Origin of the sequence: Phaeovulum vinaykumarii, assembly GCF_900156695.1 — a bacterium.
Classification (GTDB): domain Bacteria; phylum Pseudomonadota; class Alphaproteobacteria; order Rhodobacterales; family Rhodobacteraceae; genus Bieblia_A; species Bieblia_A vinaykumarii.
The window spans coordinates 824,029-841,003 of sequence record NZ_FTOM01000001.1; the positions used below are offsets into that span (position 1 = coordinate 824,029).

Here is a 16,975-nt window from a genome sequence, read left to right on the forward strand (position 1 = left end):
CAGAAGCCCGTATGGAGGTGCGTCTTGCAGCAGCTGATCACCGTATGGCAGGCACTCGATACCCGCCGACGACTCATCGTGGCCGGAGCCACCGCCGCCGTCTTCGCGGCCATCCTGATGCTTTCGAGCATGGCGTCGAATCCGACCCTGTCCCTTCTCTATGCGCAACTCGACGGCACGCAGGCCGCCGATGTCATCACCGCGCTCGAACAGCGCGGCGTGAAATACGAGGTGCGCGGCGATGCGATCTACGTCGAGGCCGCCAAGCGCGACGAGCTGCGCATGAGCCTGGCCGGCGAGGGCCTGCCCCAGACCGGGGGCGCAGGCTACGAGCTGCTTGATTCGCTGTCGGGCTTCGGCACCACGTCGCAGATGTTCGACGCCGCCTATTGGCGCGCCAAGGAAGGCGAGCTGGCGCGCACCATCGTGTCGAGCCCCTCGATCCGCTCGGCGCGGGTGCATATCGCCAATCCCTCGGGGCAGCCCTTCCGCCGCGACCTGCGCGCGACGGCTTCGGTCACCGTCGCCTCGACCGGGAACGGGATCACGCCCGCACAGGCCAAGGCGCTGCAATTCATGGTGTCCTCGGCCGTCGCCGGCCTGAGTCCCGAAGATGTGTCGATCATCGACACCCAGGTGGGCCTGGTCGCCACCGGCGAAGATCAGCCCGGCATCGCCGCGCGCGGCGACATGGCGGCCGAACTGAAACATAACGTCGAACGCCTGCTCGAGGCGCGCGTGGGCTATGGCAAGGCCGTGGTCGAGGTTTCGGTCGACACCGTGACCGAACGCGAAGCCATCACCGAGCACCGCTTCGACCCCGAGACCCGCGTCGCCATCTCGACCGATACCGAGGAACGCACCAACAGCGCGAACAACGTCAATCCCGGCGCGGTCACCGTCGCCTCGAACCTGCCGTCGGGCAACGCCCAGAACGGCGGCGAATCGAAGAGCTCGGGCACCGAGACGCGCGAACGCATCAACTACGAGGTCTCGGAAACCCGCCGCGAGATCGTGCGCGCACCGGGGTCGGTCAAGCGCCTGACCGTGGCGGTGCTGATCGACGGCGCGCAGACCACCAACGAAGCCGGCGAAACCGTCTGGGCCCCCCGCCCCGACGACGAGCTGAGCGCGCTGCGCGATCTGGTGGCCTCGGCCGTGGGCTTCGACGAGACGCGCGGCGACGTCATCACCATCAAGTCGATGCCCTTCGAACCCCTGACCGACGCCGGCACCCTGGCCCAGAGCGGCTTTCTGGCGAATATCGCACTCGACACGATGAGCCTGATCCAGCTGGGCGTGCTGTCGCTGGTGGCCCTGATCCTGGGGATCTTCGTGCTGCGCCCGATCCTGATGCGTCCGGCCCCGGTCGTCAGCGCCGGCGAGCTGCCCGCGCCCGTGTCGGCCACCAACCCCGACGCGCTGAACGGCGAGATCCAGGAGGGCGATTTCTCCGGCGATCTGCCGATGCTGGACATGGGCGGGATGAACATGCCGATGGCCATGGGCGATTTCGGCGAAGGCGGCGGGGATGACAGCGATCCCGTGGCGCGGCTCAAGCGCCTGATCGCCGAGCGTCAGACCGAATCGGTCGAGATCCTGCGCAACTGGATGGAAGAACGTGAGGAGAAAGCCTGATGGCCCTTCCGTTCCAGCTCGAGACCTTCGAGGTCGCCGATCCCCGAACCTCTGCGCAAGAGGTTCGCATGACGCCGATCGAACTCGACGAAGTCAAGGCCGCCTCCTATGAGCAGGGCTATGCCGCCGGCTGGGACGATGCGCTGGCCGCCCAGGAGGCCGAGACCGCGCGCCTGCATGCCGAGCTTGCACGCAGCCTCCAGGAGCTTAGCTTCACCTACGCCGAGGCCCGCGGGCATATCCTGCAAAGCCTCGAGCCGCTCTTGCGGGACATGGTCGATGCCGTGCTCCCCACCCTCGCGCGCGAGACCCTCGCCGCGCATGTTCTCGAACAGATCCGGCCCGAGGCAGAACGCCTGGCCGACATGCCGATCAGCGTTGCCGTCAGCCCCCTCAGCCGCGCCGCGGTGGAAGGGTTCCTGACCGAACGCTGCAACCTGCCCCTGAGCTTCGTCGAGGAGGCCTCGCTCAGCGAGGGGCAGGTCTATCTGCGCATGGGCGATGCGGGAACCCGCATCGATCTGGACAGCGTCCTGAAGTCGATCTCGGGCGCGGTCACCACCTTCTTTGGCCCCGACAGAAAGGAGGCAGCCAATGACTGACAAACCCGAGGTCTCGAGCTCCAACCCCTTCACCCAGGTTCCGATCGAGATCACCATCTCGGTGGGCAAGGCCCGCCCGCTGGTGCGCGACCTGCTGCGCATGAAGCATGATTCGATCCTGCCGCTGGACCGGCGGGTCGAGGATCCGGTCGAGCTCTACGTCGGTGACAAGCTCATCGCGCGGGGCGAGCTGACCGAGCTTGACGGCGATCAGGCCGGCCAGCTGGCGGTGCGCCTGACCGAAGTGGCAGACCTTCAGAACGGCCTGTGAGATGCGCCTCGCATTCGGGCTGGCGCTGGCCCTGATCTGCCTTGCGCTGCCGGCAGGCGCGCAGGAGATCTCGATCTCGATGGGCGACGGCGAATCCCTGGCCGGTCGCTCGATGCTGCTGATCGCGCTGATCACGCTGCTCAGCCTCGCGCCGGGGCTGGCGATCATGATCACCTGCTTCCCGTTCATCGTGACGGTGCTGTCGATCCTGCGCCAGGCGATCGGGTTGCAGCAATCGCCGCCGAACATGCTGATCGTGACGCTGGCGCTGTTCCTGACCTGGTTCGTGATGGAACCGGTGTTCATGGAGGCCTGGCGCGTGGCCGGCGAGCCGCTTCTGGCCGGCACGATGGATGTGAAATCCGCCGTCATGGCGGGGATCGAACCCTTCCGCGGCTTCATGGCCAACCGGATCGACCCGGACACCTTCACGTCGCTGGTGGCGCTGCGCCCCGGCCCGCCCCCCACCGGCCCGATCGCCGAGGCGCCCTTGCCGGTGCTGGTGCCCTCGTTCCTGCTGTCCGAGATCTCGCGTGCCTTCGAGATCGGCTTCCTGATCTATCTGCCCTTCCTGATCATCGACCTCGTGGTTTCGGCGGTGCTGATGTCGATGGGGATGATGATGGTGCCGCCCGCGGTGGTGTCGCTGCCCTTCAAGCTGGCCTTCTTCGTGGTGGCCGATGGCTGGACGCTGATCTCCGGGGCGCTGGTGCGCAGCTACTTCTGACCGCGCGCACCCGGTGCGCAAACATGCAAACGGCCGCCCGGCGCTCATGCCACGGGCGGCCGTTTCCGTTCGAGACCTGCGCGCGGTCAGATCACGCGCGCAAGCAGCAGGTAAAGCCCGCCCGACAGGAGCGCCGAGGCCGGCACGGTGATGACCCAGGCCGCCGCCACGGTGGTGAAATGCGCCCGGCGCACCAGCTTGCGGCGCGCGCGCTCCTCGGGGGGGACGGACTTGCCGCGCATCAGGCCCTGGGCGCGGGCGCGCCGTTCGGAATGCCATTCGCGGAAGAAGCCGACCCCGAAGACCGCCCCCACCGCGATATGGGTCGAGCTGACCGGCAGCCCCAGCCACGACGCCACGATCACCGTCAGCGCCGCCGAGAGCGCCACGCAGAAGGCCCGCATCTGGTTGAGCTTGGTGATCTCGGACCCCACCATGCGGATCAGCTTGGGCCCGAACAGGACCAGCCCCACCGAAATGCCCGCCGCCCCGATCAGCATCACCCACAACGGAATGCCGATCGCGGCCGCCTCGGGGCCCCCGGTTTCATCGAAGGCATGCACGATGGCGGCCAGCGGCCCCACGGCATTGGCCACGTCATTGGCGCCATGCGCAAAGGACAACAGCGCCGCCGAGATCACCAGCGGAATGGAAAACAGTTTCTTGAGCGATTTCTTGCGGTTCTCGAGACCCTCGGACTGGCGCCGGACCAGCGGCACCGACACCGCCCAGACCAGAAGCCCCGCACAGATCCCCACGCCCAGCGCCGTCAGCGGATCGACCGTGACGATGCGCTTGAGCCCCTTGATCGCCAGATAGGTGGCGAAACTGCCGGCCATGATGCCGTTGAGCGCAGGCACCCAGACCCGCGCCGCGGCCAGCTTGTCCTCGACATAGATCACCCGCGCCTTGAGAAGCGCCAGAAAGCCTGCCGCGATCACCCCGCCCAGAAGCGGCGAGATCACCCAGCTGGCCGCAATCGTGCCGATGGCCACCCAATTCACCGCGGACAGCCCCGCCGCCGCAACCCCCGCACCGACGACGCCGCCGACGATGGAATGGGTGGTGGAGACGGGCGCCCCCAGCGCCGTGGCCAGGTTGAGCCAGAGCGCCGCGGCCAGCAGCGCCCCCATCATCGCGCGCACGAATTCCGCGCCGCCGCCGATGGTGCCGGGCGCGACGATGCCGGTCGAGATCGTCTTGACGACATCCCCGCCCGCGATCAGCGCGCCCGCCGTCTCGAAGAAGGCCGCAATCGCCAGCGCGCCCATCATGCTCAGCGCATTGGCGCCCACCGCCGGGCCCATGTTGTTGGCCACATCGTTGGCGCCGATATTGAGCGCCATATAGGCCCCGATCGCCGCCGCCGCGATCATCAGGACAGCGCCGGTCTGCGCCCCCATGACAACCGCCGCCACCAGCCCCGCCAGCACGATGAAGGCCAGCGCAATGCCTGGCGCGACCAGCGGACGCGACACGAAAAGGGCCGCCTCCTCGAGACGGCCGATCCGCCCGAGATCCTTGTCGAGCGTCTTCCACGCGTCGATCGGTTCCTTTGCCATGATCCCGTCCCGCCGTCATGTGATCGTCATGTCGGGCGGCTCGATAGCCCGGATCGGCCATCGCGGCAACCTTGGAAAGCCTCGAAGCCCCGCGATCAGCGCGGCGCGAGCCCCTCCAGAAGCGCGGCCAGCCCCGGCTCGTCGACCAGACCCGCGGCCTCGCGCGGGTGCATCCAGTGGCGCTTGCGTCGCCCGGCCTCGGGGTGGTCGTCGTCCAGATGATCGACATCGACGCGAAAGACGCGCACCTCGCAACGCAGGGGCAGCCCGCCCGCGCGTTCCTTGTCATAATGATAGCGCCCGATCGGGCGGGACGAGACCTTGCCGTGCACCCCGGCTTCCTCCCAGGCCTCGCGCAGCGCCGCGCCCGCCAGCGAACGCCCCTTCATCGGCCAGCCCTTGGGGATGATCCAGCGCCCGCGCCGCAGCGACGAGATCATCAGCACCTCGAGATCCTGCGCGCGATTGCGGCGCAGGCACAGCGCACCCACCTGTAGATAGGGCGGACGGCGGCCCAGAAGCGTGGCCAGGAAGCCGGCGATCTTGCAGGCCGGCGTGTCGCAGGCGCGCGGTGCGGTCATCTCGGATCCTCCCAGGGCAGACACCCGTCCAGATAGGCCCGCGCCAGCCGCTCGGCCCGCCCGGCATAAAGCGCCACGCGCGCATCATCGGCCCCGGCCCGGCTGAGAACCCAACCCGCCGAGGCAAAGGCCCGCAGCATCACAAACAGCGCCAGTTCGGAAACCGGCGGCGCCGCCCTTCCGCCGGCAGCATAGCCCGCCAGCAGCGCCATGGCCAATTCCGGCAGGGCGGGTTCCTCGAGGCTCTGGATCAGCGCGGTGGCCAGATCGTGGCTGCGCCAGCCGAAACCGGCGTCGTCGAAGTCGATCAGAACCAGCCCCTCGGGGCCGCGCAAGACGTTCTCGCGCAGGATGTCGGCATGGATCAGGCCCCAGTCGCGCTCGCCTTCGGCCAGTGCGGTGCGCGCGCGCGTGGCGGCCTCCAGAACGCAGGCACGGCCTTGCGCGCCCAGCGCGGGGTTTTCCCAGAACCGCCCCCAGCGCGGCGCGGGGCCCAGAAGCGCCGCCGCATCCCAGGCAGGACGAACAAAGCCCGGCGGCGGCACCCAAACATCCGACAGCGCGTGAAGACGGGCGATAGCGGCGCCCAGATCGTGCATGAGGGCCACCTGTTCGGCACGATCACCCGGCAGCGGCCGGTCCCCGCGCCCGATGGCCGCCCCGGCCCGCCATTCCACGCAAGACGCCCAGCGCTCGGCACCGGGCACAGGCGCGGTGAAGCCCCCCGCGCAGGTCGGCACCGGTCGCGGCACCGGCGCGCCGGCCTCGGCCAGGGCCGCGCACCAGGTCAGTTCGGACGTGATCGCGGCGCAATCCTGATAGCCCGGCCGATGCAGGCGCAAGGCCACCTCGGCGCCCGAGGTCAGACGCGCGGCCAGAACGACATTCTCGCGCATGGTGATCAGGCGCGGGGGCTCAAGCGCGCCGCCCCAGGCCGCCAGAACCGCATCCGCCGCCGCCAGAAGCGGATCGGAGACGGGCGCGGTCATTCCAGCCCCCCGAGCACGCCCTCGAGCGTCTCGACAAGCTGTGCGGCATTCCCGCGCGAAAACGGCATCGGCGGGCGGATCTTCAGGATATGCTGGGCGCGCCCGACCCGGCCGGTCAACACGCCGCGGCGCGCCAGCCCCTCGACCGCCGCGGCACAGGTGGCCGCGTGGTCGGGGTGAAACTCGAGCGCCGCGAAAAGGCCCATCCCGCGGATGTCGGCCAGCGCCGGATGCGACAACCCGCGCAAAAGCCCCAACAGATGGTCGCCCACCACACGGGCGTTTTCCTGAAGCCCCTCGTCCTCGATCACGCGCAAGGTCGCCATCGCCGCCGCGCAGGAGACCGGGTTGCCGCCGAAGGTGTTGAAATAGCCGAAGGCCTCGCGGAAGGCGGCCATCACCTGCGGGCGCGCAACGACCGCGCCGACGGGGTGGCCGTTGGCCATGGGCTTGCCCAGGGTGACGACATCGGGGGCAAAGCCCAGCGCCTCGTGGCCCCAGAAATGGGTGCCCAGCCGGCCGAAACCGGGCTGCACCTCGTCGGCCAGGATCAGGCCGCCGGCGCCGCGCACCACCGCGACCGTGTCATCCAGAAACCCCGGCCCCGGATCGGGCAGGCCCTCGTTGGCGAAGGCCGGGCACAGCATCAGCCCCGCAAAGCCGTGCCCGGCCGCCTTCAGATCCGCGATCGCGGCGGCGACATGGGCGGCAAAGGCGGCCCCCTGCGCATCCCGGCTGCCCCCCAGCGGCGCCAACGCATCGGGCGCGGGCACCAGCCGCACATGGTCCGGCCGCCCCCCGATCGGCGGGCGCCGCGTCGACAGCGCCGCCACCGCCGTGGTGTTGCCGTGATAGGTGTTGTCGGTCGCCACGATCCCCCGCGCGCCGGTCACGGCCTCGGCCATGCGCAGCGCGATGTCATTGGCCTCGGAGCCGGTGCAGACCATGATGACCTGCGACAGATCGTGGCCCAGACGCGCGGTCAGCGCCTCGGCATAGTCCAGAATGACCTCGTGCAGATAACGCGTATGGGTGTTCAGCTGCGCCGCCTGACGGGCGATGGCCTCGACCACGCGCGGGTGGCAATGGCCCACATGCGGGACGTTGTTGTAGGCGTCCAGATAGCGCCGCCCCGCCGCGTCCCACAGCCACACACCCTCGCCCCGCACGATATGCAGCGGCGGGTCATAGAAGGTGGGCACATTGGGCCCCAGAAGCCGCGCGCGGCGGGTCACCAGATCCGGGTCACTCGTCATCGCTCACCTTTCCGCGCAGCGCCTTCACTTCACCGCGCTGGCTCTTGGCGGCCAGACGGCGGCGCTTGCTGCCCAGCGTCGGCCGCGTGGCAATGCGCCGGCGCGGCGCAACCAGCGCGGCGCGGATCAGCTCGGCCAGCCGCGCGCGCGCGATCTCGCGGTTGCGGGCCTGGCTGCGCGTTTCCTCGGCGCGGATCACCAGCGCGCCCTCGGCCGTCCAGCGCCGCCCCGCCAGCCGCTTCAGCCGCGCCTTCACCGCCGGATCCAGATGCGGGCTGCGCGCGGCCTCGAAGCGCAATTCCACCGCCGTCTCGACCTTGTTGACGTTCTGCCCGCCCGGCCCCTGCGCGCGGGTGAAGCTTTCGCTCAGCTCCCATTCGGCAATCGAGATGGCATCGGTGATGTGCAGCATATCCGGCCTGTTCGAATCCTGCATGACATGTGGTGCGTGCCCGGCCACAAAACACCAGAACGCGCAAAACCAAAAGGGCCGCCGTTGCCGGCGGCCCCCCGAGATCCACGGAGATGGGCCAGTTAGGGATAACCGAGCTGGTCCCAGTCAGCGAGGGGTGCACCCTCGGGGCTGCCCTCAGGCGCCGCTCCTCGTGACTGTCCCGACACCTCTCTCCAATATCACTCTCGACACTGGACCACCTCCTTTCGCTGGGTTGCCGTATGGGCCCAGCGTGCCACAGATCTGGTGCGTGTCAAAGACTTTCACGCAAGGCGTGGACGATATTGCCGCACAATGAGGCGAAACGGGATCAGCGCGACCACGGCCAGGGCAAGTTTGACACTCCAGTCCGCCACCGCCAGCGACACCCACAGCGGCGCGCCCGGCCCCTGCCCCAGCAGCGGCACGGTTTCCGCCGCCCAGAGGGTGTCGACCGCCGGCTCCAGCGGGATCAGCGCGGCCGAGAAGGCGACGAAGAAGAAGATCGCGGTATCGAGCGAGGCGCCCAGCAGCGTGGACACCATCGGCGCGCGCCACCAACTGCCCGCGCGCAGCCGGTCAAAGACCGCCACGTCCAGCATCTGCGCCGACAGGAACGCCAGCCCCGAGGCCAGCGCGATGCGCAAGGTGGTCTTGTCGAGACCCGCCGCAGCAAAGGAGCACAGCACCCCCACGACAAAGCCCGCCACCACGACGCGCCGCGCCGCTGCGGGGCCGTGAAAGCGGTTGGTCAGGTCGGTGACAAGGAAGGCGACGGGATAGGTGAAGGCCCCCCAGGTCAGCCAGTCGCCCAGCAGGAACTGGACCAGGATGTTCGAGGCCACGACCACCATGGCCATGGCCACAATGGCAGGAAGCAGCGCGCCCAGGCGCGGCATTTCGGAAGAACGGGTCATGTCATGTCCGTTTTGGCAAGGTTGCGGAGACTTGGCCCGCCGACCGGCAGGCGCGCCCCTCTAGCGCCCGGCGGGGGCGGCTGTCAATCTCGGCGATGACGGGACGGTGGCGGCGGGCTCAGTCGGGCAGGCGGTATTCGACCAGCTGCGCACGCTGGAACGACCGGAAATTGTCGTCCGAGACCATGCTGGCGCGCAGCCGCCCCGCGCCGTCACGCCAGACCGCCAGCCCCTCGAGGTTGTCGTATTGCCCCAGGACCGAGGTCATCAGAACCTGCCCCATCTGCGGCGCCCCCCCGGCCAGATCGGCAGGCGCAAAGCGGCGCAGGCGCGACACGAAGCCCAAGGGCCCCCAGAAGGCGCGCTCAAGCAGGTAGAGCCGCCCGTCGGGGCCGAAATCCGCCCCCACCGCCATGAAGGCGCCGTCGCGGGCAATGGCGCCCGCGCGCGTCCAGCGCCCGGCGGCATGGCGCCAGATCACGAAAACGCTCTGATGCGGGGTTTCCGACATCGTCCAGAGCGCGCCATCGGGCGCCAGGGCCAGCGCCTCCATGCCGGAGTTCTCGCCGAATTCGGTGACCTGTGGGGGCGGCGGAACCTCGGCGCGGGCGGAAAGGGCCGTGCCGCGCGCCAGATCATAGCGCGCGATGCGGTGCTTGCCCTCGAAGCTGATCCAGATCGCGCCGCGCCGGCCCAGCGCCAGCCCCTCGGAATCGCCCTGCATCTTGTAAAGGGTCTGCCCCTGCATCCCGCGCAGCGCGACCCGCGCCACCGGGCCCAGGCGGCGCGGCACGCCGCGGCTGTCGCGCCGGATCTCGCCGACAAACAGCGCCGCATGATCGGACAGCGCCAGGAAGCGTGCGCCCCCCGACAGGATCGCCACCCCCGAAATGCCCTGAAGCGTGGCGCCATCCTCGGCCACAAGCGGGATGGAGGCCAGGAATTCGGCCTGCGCCCCGGCGTCTGGGCGATCGGCCGCCCAGACGCCAGCCGCCCAGACGCCGATCCCCAGCGCCCCGATCCCGACCAGCGCGGCCAGCGCGCGCAGACGCCGGCTCACCGTGACCGCAAGACCTGCGCGCATTGCGGCGGCAGATCAGCCATGGTGTAGGTCTTGGCGTTGCGCGGCGGCGGCCCCGTGCGCCTGGGCCGCGGCGGCGGATTGCGCAGCTCCTCAAGATAGGTCGTCACCCACCACATCAGGCTGTCGTCGCAGCCATCCCCCCCGTTCGACAATTGCGCGACGGTGGGTTTCTGACGTTCGCACAACGGGTTGCCGGGCGGACATTTCAGGCGCACGTGGAAATGGGTGTTGTGCCCGTAAAGCGGCCGGATCTTCTGAAGCCACTTGCGGTCGGCACGCGTGGCGGTCCGGCACATCTCGATCTTGACCGCGGCTGCCACGAAGATGCGGTCCACCCGCGGGTCCGACGCCGCCGCGCGCAAAAGCGCATGGTGCACCGGCGTCCAGTTGCCGTTGACGCGGGTCTGGTCATTGGTGCGCACCGAAATCGACGAGATATTCTCTCGCGCGCGCCGCGACAGGTCCAGCCGCTTGGGCGGCAACATCCAGATATCGGCATCCAGCCCGATCTGGTGGCTGGCATGCCCCCCGGTCATCGGCCCGCCGCGCGGCTGGCTCAGGTCGCCGATATAAAGCCCCGGCCAGCCCAGTTGCCGCGCCGTGGCCGACAGGTCGATCAGATATTGCACCAGTTCCGGCTGGCCCCAGTTGCGGTTGCGCGACAGCCGCATCGCCTGCCAGGTCGGCCCGCTTTCGGGCAGCGCCACCAGCCCCGAGGCACAGCCCCGCGAATAGAAGCCGATCGCCTGCGAGGGCTGGCGCGACGGCACGGTCTGCGCCCCGAAAAGCTGCCGCGCCAGAGGCTCGGCCCCGGCGGGCAGCGCCAGCCCCGCGGCAAGGCCAAGGGCAAGGGCGGCAGCGGTCAGGGACAGGGATCGCACGCGCGGACCTCCGGGGTTGGAACGGCGGGACTTATCGAGGGCGCGCCCCCTCGGGCTTGACCCAGACTAGCAGCACGAGACCCGCAAGGAAAAGCACGAACAGGGGAACGATGCCGGCCTGCTGCGAGCCCGTGACCTGCGTCGCCACGCCCACCGACAGCGGCGCGATGAACGCGGTCGCCTTGCCCGCCAGCGCATAGAGCCCGAAGCTCTCGGTCGATTTCGCGGGGTCGGACTGGCGCACCATCATCGTCCGCGAGGCCGATTGCAGCGCCCCCGCCGCCGCCCCGATCAGCCCGCCCAGCGCAAGGAAGACGACATCGGGCAGATGGCTTTCGGGCGGAACCGGCATGCCGAAGACGGCCTCGCGCGAGACCTGGATCACCGCCAGCGTCACCAGCGCCAGCACGATCACCGTCACCACGATAACGGGCTTGGGCCCCCAGCGGCTGTCGGCGCGCCCGCCCACCCAGGCGAAGATCGCGCCCGCGGTGGCGCCCAGGATGCCGAACTCGCCCACCTGCACGATCGACCAGCCCAGCACCCCCGCGGCATAGATCCCGCCGAAGAAGAAGATGCCGTTCAGCGCATCGCGGTAAAGCATCGACGACGCGAGATAGGCCGCCAGCGAGGGATTGCGCGGCAGGCCCTTCAGCGTGGATTTCAGCTCGGGCCAGGCCTCGCGCGCGGCCTGCCCCACGCTGACCCGGTCGGGGCGGGCGCGGTCGCGCACGAACAGGAAGAAGGGGATCATGAAGACCACATACCACAGCGCGGTCAGCGGCCCGACAGCGCGCGTCCCCTCGCGCGCGGCGGCATCAAGGCCAAAGATCGGCGCGCTTCCGATCAGCGTCACGCCTTGGGCATTCTCGGCCAGGAAGGCCAGCGTGAAGATCAGCGACACGAGGCCCCCGACATAGCCGAAGGCCCAGCCCGACCCCGAGATCCGGCCGATCTCGTCGCGGGTGCCCAGATCGGGCAGCAGCGCGTTGGTGAAGATGGTGGCGAATTCCATCCCGATCAGCCCCAGCGCAAAGGCGCCCATCACGAACCACAGGTTGAAATCCCCCGGCACGGCCCACCACAGCCCCCAGGCCCCCAGCACATACATCACCGAAAACAGCGCGACAAAGGCGATCCGTCCCCCCGCCCGGTCGGCCACCGCCCCCAGCAGCGGCGCCAGCACCGCGATCAGCAGGCCCGCGGCCCCGATCCCGTAGCCCCAGACCGTCTGCGCGCGCGAGCCGTCGCCCAGAAGCTCCTTCATGTAGGGGGCAAAGACGAAGTTCAGCAGCAGCGTGTTGTAAGGCTGGCTGGCCCAGTCGAAGAAGAACCACCCCCAGATGCGCCGCCGCGCGCCAGGGGGGCGGGCGGGGCTTGCGGTCTCGGACATGTCGGGCCTCTCGCTCTGCGGCGCAGGAACGCCCGCGCGCTGTCCCGATCAAGCCCGAAATCGTGCCGCGGGGCAAGCAAGCCCGCCGCGGCGGGCTGCCGCGCGGGGGCGAGTGTGGGGGGGCGGCCCTCAGAATTCGGGCGGCCAGGGGCGCCGGGCCTCGGCCGCGATCCAGGCCGAGACCCATTCGGGCAGCACCGGGCTTTCGGGGGCGACCTTCATCGCGCGGGCGACCTCGGCGGGCGGCACGATCCCCGCCTTCGAGGTGATGGCCGTGCGCAACAGCATGTGCGAGGTGCATTCGCCCTGCTTCCACATCGCCTGTTCGATGTAGAAGAAGCGCGCATCCCACCCCAGGCAGCGCGAGCGCATCTCGATCCGGTCCCACATCCTGACCCGGCGGCGATAGCGCGTGGTGTTGCCCGCGACCGTGATGCCCCAGCCATTGGGCCGCAACACCCCGATCAGGCCGGTGCGCATGGCAAAGGGGATGCGCCCCAGATCATAGAGCGTCAGCGTGCGGCCGTTGTTGAGTTCGATCCACGGGTCGAGATCCCAGGGCCAGCAGATATGATGCGAGACATGCACGCCGTCGATCGGCAGGGGCGGGGCATTGCGGGTGGTCCACCATTCCTTGGCCAGACGCAGAAAGGGATACATCGCAAAAGGTCTCCTGAACGCTGCCCCAGCCGTCGCCCGCCGGCGCGCGCAGGTCAACCCCGACGCCGCGTCGCGGCGAGCCGCCGCGAACAGTATTCCGGCGCGCCGCGCAAACAGCATCCCGGCACGCCGCGCGATCAGATGGGCAGCATGGTTCCGGCGCCACCGCGCCCCGGCTCTTTCGGGCAAATCCGCGCCATCAGGTTGCAAGGCGGGCCTTGGTGGCTTACCTCATGGCGCACACATCCGACGGAGGCGCCGATGGGCACGCTGTTTGAAGCTCTCATGCTGATCCTGAACGTGGTCTGGTTCATCATGATCGCGCATATCGTCCTGAGCTGGCTGATCAGCTTCCAGGTTCTCAACGTCCGCCAGCCGACCGTCGGGCAGATCTGGTATGGCCTGAACCGCCTGCTTGAACCGGTCTACGGCCCGGTGCGGCGGATGCTGCCCAACACCGGCGGGCTGGATCTGGCGCCGCTGGTGGTGTTCATCGTCGTCATCATCGCCCAGCGCGCGCTGATGAACAACGCAGGCTTCTTCTACGGCTATTGATCCGCAAGGGGGCGGCGGCATGACAGCGGCCGAGACCGCCGCCGCGGACCCCCGTGGCCTTCTGTCCCGGATCTGGGGCTTTCACGATTTCCGTCCCGGCCAGGAGGAGATCGTCCAGGCCGTCATCGCCGGGCATGACACGCTGGCGATCATGCCCACGGGCGGCGGCAAGTCGCTGTGCTATCAACTTCCCGCGCTCTGCCGCCCCGGCCTGACGCTGGTCATCTCGCCACTGATCGCGCTCATGCGCGACCAGGTGCGCGCGCTGCGGGCCGCGGGGGTCGAGGCCGGGTCGCTGTCCTCGGGCAACACCGAGGAGGAAACCGCCGAGGTGCAGGCCGCCCTGCGCGAGGGGCGGCTTCGCCTTCTCTACATGGCACCCGAGCGGCTGGCGGCATCCGGCACGACGGCCTTCCTGTCGCGCGCGGGCGTCGGCCTGATCGCCGTCGACGAGGCCCATTGCGTCAGCCAATGGGGCCACGACTTCCGCCCCGATTATCTGCGCATCGGCGCGCTCCGGCGTGAACTGGGCGTGCCGCTGGCCGCCTTCACCGCCACCGCAGACCCCGAGACCCGCACCGAGATCGCCCGCCGCCTGTTCGGCGAAGCGCCCCCCCGCACCTTCCTGCGCGGCTTCGACCGGCCCAATATCCACCTGGCCTTCCAGCCCAAGAACGGCCCCCGCGCCCAGATCCTGAGCTTTGCCGCCGCGCGCCGGGGCCGGTCGGGCATCGTCTATTGCGCCACCCGCGCCAAGACCGAAAGCCTGGCCGCCGCGCTCTGCGCCGAAGGGCACCCGGCGGTGGCCTATCACGGCGGCATGGAGGCCGAGGCCCGCCGCGCGGTCGAGGCCCGCTTCCAGCGCGAGGATGGGCTGATCGTCGTGGCCACGGTGGCCTTCGGCATGGGCATCGACAAGCCCGACATCCGCTGGGTGGCCCATGCCGACCTGCCCAAGTCGATCGAGGCCTATTATCAGGAGATCGGCCGCGCCGGCCGCGACGGCGCCCCGGCCGAGACGCTGACCCTCTATGGCGCCGAGGACATCCGCCTGCGCCGCGCCCAGATCGACGAGAGCCCCGCGCCGCCCGAACGCAAGGAGGCCGACCACCAGCGGCTGAACGCGCTGCTGGGGCTGGCCGAGGCCACCGGCTGCCGGCGCGTGCGGCTGCTGGCCTATTTCGGCGAGGACGCCGGGCCCTGCGGCGCCTGTGACCTGTGCGACAGCCCGCCCGATCTCTTCGACGCGACCGAGGCCACGCGCAAGGCGCTCTCGGCGATCCTGCGCAGCGACCAGTCCTTCGGCGCCAATCACGTCATCGACATCCTGACCGGCACCACGACCGACCGCATCCGCGCCCGCCGCCACGACGAATTGCCCACCTTCGGCGTGGGCCGCGACCTGACGCGCCACGAATGGCAGGCGATCCTGCGCCAGATGCAGGGCCATGACCTGATCCGCCCCGACCCTTCCCGCCACGGCGCGCTGGTGCTGACCGAGACCGCCCGGCCGATCCTGCGCGGGGAACGCTCGATCACGCTGCGCCGCGATCTGGTGCGGCGCGCGCCCTCGGGGCCGGTCCTGCGCCGGCAGGTCTCCGAGGATGACGCGCCGCTCCTGTCGGCGCTCAAGGCAAAGCGGCGCGCGCTTGCCGAAGCGCAGGGCGTGCCGGCCTATGTGGTCTTTGCCGACCGCACCCTGATCGAGATGGCCGAGACCCGGCCCGGCACGCTGGACGAGATGGCGCGGATCTCGGGCGTCGGGGCCAAGAAGCTGGAAAGCTATGGCCAGGCCTTTCTCGAGGTGATCGCCGGCGCCATCGCCGAGACCCACCCCGCGCGGCGCAAGCTGGCCGGGCGCGCGGCCGGATCGCTCTATGACCGGCTGGCGGAAACGGCGGTGGCGCTGCGCCACGGCGCCGATGGCACCGGCCGGCCGATGGACCTGCCGGCGGCCACGCTGGCGCGCATCGCCGAGACGCGGCCGCGCGACCGCACCGCCCTGGCGCGCATTGCCGGCATGACCGAGGCGCGTCTGGACCGCTTTGCCGAACCATTCCTGGCGCTTCTGTCCGAGGAAACCTGACCCCCGCGCCCGCGGCAGGGGATTGTTTCCGTTGCAATTCCTCCTCTTGCGCTGATCCGGCCGGGCGGGCACTCTGCGCGCTCGGCCCCCAGGGGGAACGGGCCGCGAGCAAGGGAGGAACATCATGCGCGCAGGTCTCGTGTTTCTGGTGCTGGGCTATGTGCTGAGCCAGTTCTACCGCTCGTTCCTGGCCGTGCTGTCGCCCACGCTGAAGGCCGAGATCGGCGCCGATGCGGGCGATCTGGCGACCTCGCTGGGGCTTTGGTACATCGCCTTCGCCGCGATGCAGATCCCGGTGGGCGCGGCGCTCGACCGGATCGGACCGCGCCGGGTGGTCAGCCTGCTGCTGGCGCTGGGCGGGGGCGGCGGCGCGATCCTCTTTGCGCTGGCCCAGGGGCCCTGGGCCATTCACGCCGCCATGATCGCCATCGGAATCGGCTGCTCGCCGGTGCTGATGGGCTCCTATTTCATCATCGCGCGGACCTATCCGCTGGCGGCGTTCGGCGCGCTGGCGGGCGCGGTGATCGGCATCGGCTCGCTGGGCAACATCGCCGGGGCGACGCCGCTTGTCTGGGTGATCGAGGCGCTGGGCTGGCGCCCGACGCTCTGGGCGCTGGCGGCGGTGACGCTGGCGGTGGCGGCGGCGGTGGCCGTCTTCACCCGCGACCCCGAGGTGGTGGCCCACAAGGACGGCGAGGCCGCCGGCCTGGGCGACCTGCTGCGCCTGCCCGGCATGTGGGCGATCCTGGCGCTGGTCTTTGTCAATTACACCGCCGCAGCCGGCATTCGCGGGGTCTGGGCCGGGCCCTATCTGGCGCAGGTCCATGGCGCCGACCCCGTGACCATCGGCAATGTGACGCTGATCATGGGGCTGGCGATGGTGGCGGGCAATTTCGCCTATGGCGCGGGCGAAAAGGTGCTGGGCTCGGTCCGGCGGGTCAACATCCTGGGCAACGGGCTTCTGGTGGCCAGCCTTGCGGCGCTGTGGCTGATGCCGGGGGCGGGGCTTGCGTCGGTCACGCTGCTTCTGGCCGCGGTCGGGTTCTTCGGGTCGTCCTATCCGGCGCTGATGGCGCATGGCCGGGCCTTCCTGCCGCCGCATCTGGTGGGGCGTGGGGTGACGCTTCTGAACCTCTTTTCCATCGTCGGCGTGGGGCTGGCGCAATTCGGCTCGCGCCCGGTCTTCGCCCAGGCCTCGGAGGCGGGCGACCCGGCCGCGGCTTTCTCGGCGCTCTTCCTGTTCTTCCTGGCGCCGCTGGCCCTGGGGCTCGTGCTCTATCTCTTCTCGCGCACGCCCGATCCCGCGTGACCCCTTTCTTTTCCGGCCCACGCAGGTTATG

17 protein-coding genes are annotated in these 16,975 nt (G+C 69.9%); 7 read left to right on the forward strand and 10 right to left on the reverse strand.

The window, feature by feature from the left end; translation table 11 throughout:
* The first annotated feature begins 24 nt into the window (after positions 1-24).
* Genes fliF through fliP form a run of 4 tightly spaced genes read left to right on the forward strand, consistent with a single transcriptional unit; the run spans position 25 to position 3,238 of the window.
* Positions 25-1,638, forward strand: a complete 1,614-nt coding sequence (gene fliF / locus BW949_RS03810; protein WP_076363550.1) for a flagellar basal-body MS-ring/collar protein FliF — start codon at positions 25-27, stop codon at positions 1,636-1,638.
* Positions 1,638-2,240, forward strand: a complete 603-nt coding sequence (locus tag BW949_RS03815; RefSeq protein WP_076363551.1) for a FliH/SctL family protein — start codon at positions 1,638-1,640, stop codon at positions 2,238-2,240. Before fliF ends, BW949_RS03815 begins: the two co-directional genes overlap by 1 nt.
* Positions 2,233-2,511, forward strand: a complete 279-nt coding sequence (locus tag BW949_RS03820; protein ID WP_076363552.1) for a FliM/FliN family flagellar motor switch protein — start codon at positions 2,233-2,235, stop codon at positions 2,509-2,511. Before BW949_RS03815 ends, BW949_RS03820 begins: the two co-directional genes overlap by 8 nt.
* Before the next feature lies 1 nt (position 2,512).
* Positions 2,513-3,238 (forward strand): flagellar type III secretion system pore protein FliP, encoded by a 726-nt coding sequence (gene fliP / locus BW949_RS03825; protein WP_076363553.1) that lies wholly within the window; start codon positions 2,513-2,515, stop codon positions 3,236-3,238.
* Between the two features lie 86 nt (positions 3,239-3,324).
* Here the strand turns inward: fliP and BW949_RS03830 are convergent, their stop codons facing one another.
* The 10 genes from BW949_RS03830 to BW949_RS03875 all read right to left on the reverse strand — a co-directional run bounded on the left by BW949_RS03830 (position 3,325) and on the right by BW949_RS03875 (position 12,994).
* Positions 3,325-4,800, reverse strand: a complete 1,476-nt coding sequence (locus BW949_RS03830) for an inorganic phosphate transporter (RefSeq protein ID WP_076363554.1) — start codon at positions 4,798-4,800, stop codon at positions 3,325-3,327.
* A gap of 95 nt (positions 4,801-4,895) precedes the next feature.
* Positions 4,896-5,381 carry an NUDIX hydrolase gene (locus BW949_RS03835; RefSeq protein WP_076363555.1) on the reverse strand — a complete coding sequence of 162 codons (486 nt, stop codon included), beginning with the start codon at positions 5,379-5,381 and terminating at the stop codon, positions 4,896-4,898.
* Complete coding sequence (locus BW949_RS03840; RefSeq protein WP_076363556.1) at positions 5,378-6,370, reverse strand: phosphotransferase enzyme family protein; 993 nt, start codon at positions 6,368-6,370, stop codon at positions 5,378-5,380. Before BW949_RS03840 ends, BW949_RS03835 begins: the two co-directional genes overlap by 4 nt.
* Positions 6,367-7,626 carry an aspartate aminotransferase family protein gene (locus BW949_RS03845; RefSeq protein ID WP_076363557.1) on the reverse strand — a complete coding sequence of 420 codons (1,260 nt, stop codon included), beginning with the start codon at positions 7,624-7,626 and terminating at the stop codon, positions 6,367-6,369. Before BW949_RS03845 ends, BW949_RS03840 begins: the two co-directional genes overlap by 4 nt.
* Positions 7,616-8,038 carry an alternative ribosome rescue aminoacyl-tRNA hydrolase ArfB gene (arfB, locus tag BW949_RS03850; RefSeq protein WP_076363558.1) on the reverse strand — a complete coding sequence of 141 codons (423 nt, stop codon included), beginning with the start codon at positions 8,036-8,038 and terminating at the stop codon, positions 7,616-7,618. The genes BW949_RS03845 and arfB overlap by 11 nt, the downstream gene beginning before the upstream one ends.
* 305 nt (positions 8,039-8,343) lie before the next feature.
* The gene (locus BW949_RS03855; RefSeq protein ID WP_076363559.1) at positions 8,344-8,976 is read right to left on the reverse strand and encodes a VUT family protein; all 633 of its coding nucleotides are present in this window, start codon (positions 8,974-8,976) and stop codon (positions 8,344-8,346) included.
* Positions 8,977-9,094: 118 nt separating this feature from the next.
* Complete coding sequence (locus BW949_RS03860) at positions 9,095-10,060, reverse strand: esterase-like activity of phytase family protein (protein WP_076363560.1); 966 nt, start codon at positions 10,058-10,060, stop codon at positions 9,095-9,097.
* Positions 10,033-10,941 (reverse strand): penicillin-insensitive murein endopeptidase, encoded by a 909-nt coding sequence (gene mepA / locus BW949_RS03865; protein ID WP_076363561.1) that lies wholly within the window; start codon positions 10,939-10,941, stop codon positions 10,033-10,035. Before mepA ends, BW949_RS03860 begins: the two co-directional genes overlap by 28 nt.
* 31 nt (positions 10,942-10,972) lie before the next feature.
* A complete protein-coding gene (locus BW949_RS03870; protein ID WP_076363562.1) occupies positions 10,973-12,334 on the reverse strand; it encodes an MFS transporter in 1,362 nt (453 codons plus the stop codon).
* 129 nt (positions 12,335-12,463) lie between these two features.
* Entirely contained in the window at positions 12,464-12,994 is a 531-nt protein-coding gene (locus BW949_RS03875) for an acyl-CoA thioesterase (RefSeq protein WP_076363563.1), read from the reverse strand.
* Between the two features lie 261 nt (positions 12,995-13,255).
* Between BW949_RS03875 and BW949_RS03880 the strand changes: the two genes are divergently transcribed.
* The 3 genes from BW949_RS03880 (at position 13,256) to BW949_RS03890 (ending at position 16,944) form a co-directional block, all read left to right on the forward strand.
* Positions 13,256-13,549: a YggT family protein gene (locus tag BW949_RS03880; RefSeq protein ID WP_076363564.1), complete on the forward strand. Its 294-nt coding sequence runs from the start codon at positions 13,256-13,258 to the stop codon at positions 13,547-13,549.
* A 19-nt stretch (positions 13,550-13,568) separates the two neighbouring features.
* On the forward strand, positions 13,569-15,635 hold the full coding sequence (gene recQ, locus BW949_RS03885; protein WP_076363565.1) for a DNA helicase RecQ: 2,067 nt from the start codon (positions 13,569-13,571) through the stop codon (positions 15,633-15,635).
* Between the two features lie 124 nt (positions 15,636-15,759).
* A complete protein-coding gene (locus BW949_RS03890; protein ID WP_076363566.1) occupies positions 15,760-16,944 on the forward strand; it encodes an MFS transporter in 1,185 nt (394 codons plus the stop codon).
* Positions 16,945-16,975: the final 31 nt, after the last annotated feature.

Bases quoted from the DNA above. Each gene is read 5' to 3' on its own strand.
- BW949_RS03815 (WP_076363551.1), top strand. From the start codon at position 1,638: ATGGCCCTTCCGTTCCAGCTCGAGACCTTCGAGGTCGCCGATCCCCGA.
- BW949_RS03820 (WP_076363552.1), top strand. From the start codon at position 2,233: ATGACTGACAAACCCGAGGTCTCGAGCTCCAACCCCTTCACCCAGGTT.
- fliP (WP_076363553.1), top strand. From the start codon at position 2,513: ATGCGCCTCGCATTCGGGCTGGCGCTGGCCCTGATCTGCCTTGCGCTG.
- BW949_RS03830 (WP_076363554.1), bottom strand. From the start codon at position 4,800: ATGGCAAAGGAACCGATCGACGCGTGGAAGACGCTCGACAAGGATCTC.
- BW949_RS03835 (WP_076363555.1), bottom strand. From the start codon at position 5,381: ATGACCGCACCGCGCGCCTGCGACACGCCGGCCTGCAAGATCGCCGGC.
- BW949_RS03840 (WP_076363556.1), bottom strand. From the start codon at position 6,370: ATGACCGCGCCCGTCTCCGATCCGCTTCTGGCGGCGGCGGATGCGGTT.
- BW949_RS03845 (WP_076363557.1), bottom strand. From the start codon at position 7,626: ATGACGAGTGACCCGGATCTGGTGACCCGCCGCGCGCGGCTTCTGGGG.
- arfB (WP_076363558.1), bottom strand. From the start codon at position 8,038: ATGCTGCACATCACCGATGCCATCTCGATTGCCGAATGGGAGCTGAGC.
- BW949_RS03855 (WP_076363559.1), bottom strand. From the start codon at position 8,976: ATGACCCGTTCTTCCGAAATGCCGCGCCTGGGCGCGCTGCTTCCTGCC.
- BW949_RS03860 (WP_076363560.1), bottom strand. From the start codon at position 10,060: ATGCGCGCAGGTCTTGCGGTCACGGTGAGCCGGCGTCTGCGCGCGCTG.
- BW949_RS03870 (WP_076363562.1), bottom strand. From the start codon at position 12,334: ATGTCCGAGACCGCAAGCCCCGCCCGCCCCCCTGGCGCGCGGCGGCGC.
- BW949_RS03875 (WP_076363563.1), bottom strand. From the start codon at position 12,994: ATGTATCCCTTTCTGCGTCTGGCCAAGGAATGGTGGACCACCCGCAAT.
- BW949_RS03880 (WP_076363564.1), top strand. From the start codon at position 13,256: ATGGGCACGCTGTTTGAAGCTCTCATGCTGATCCTGAACGTGGTCTGG.
- recQ (WP_076363565.1), top strand. From the start codon at position 13,569: ATGACAGCGGCCGAGACCGCCGCCGCGGACCCCCGTGGCCTTCTGTCC.
- BW949_RS03890 (WP_076363566.1), top strand. From the start codon at position 15,760: ATGCGCGCAGGTCTCGTGTTTCTGGTGCTGGGCTATGTGCTGAGCCAG.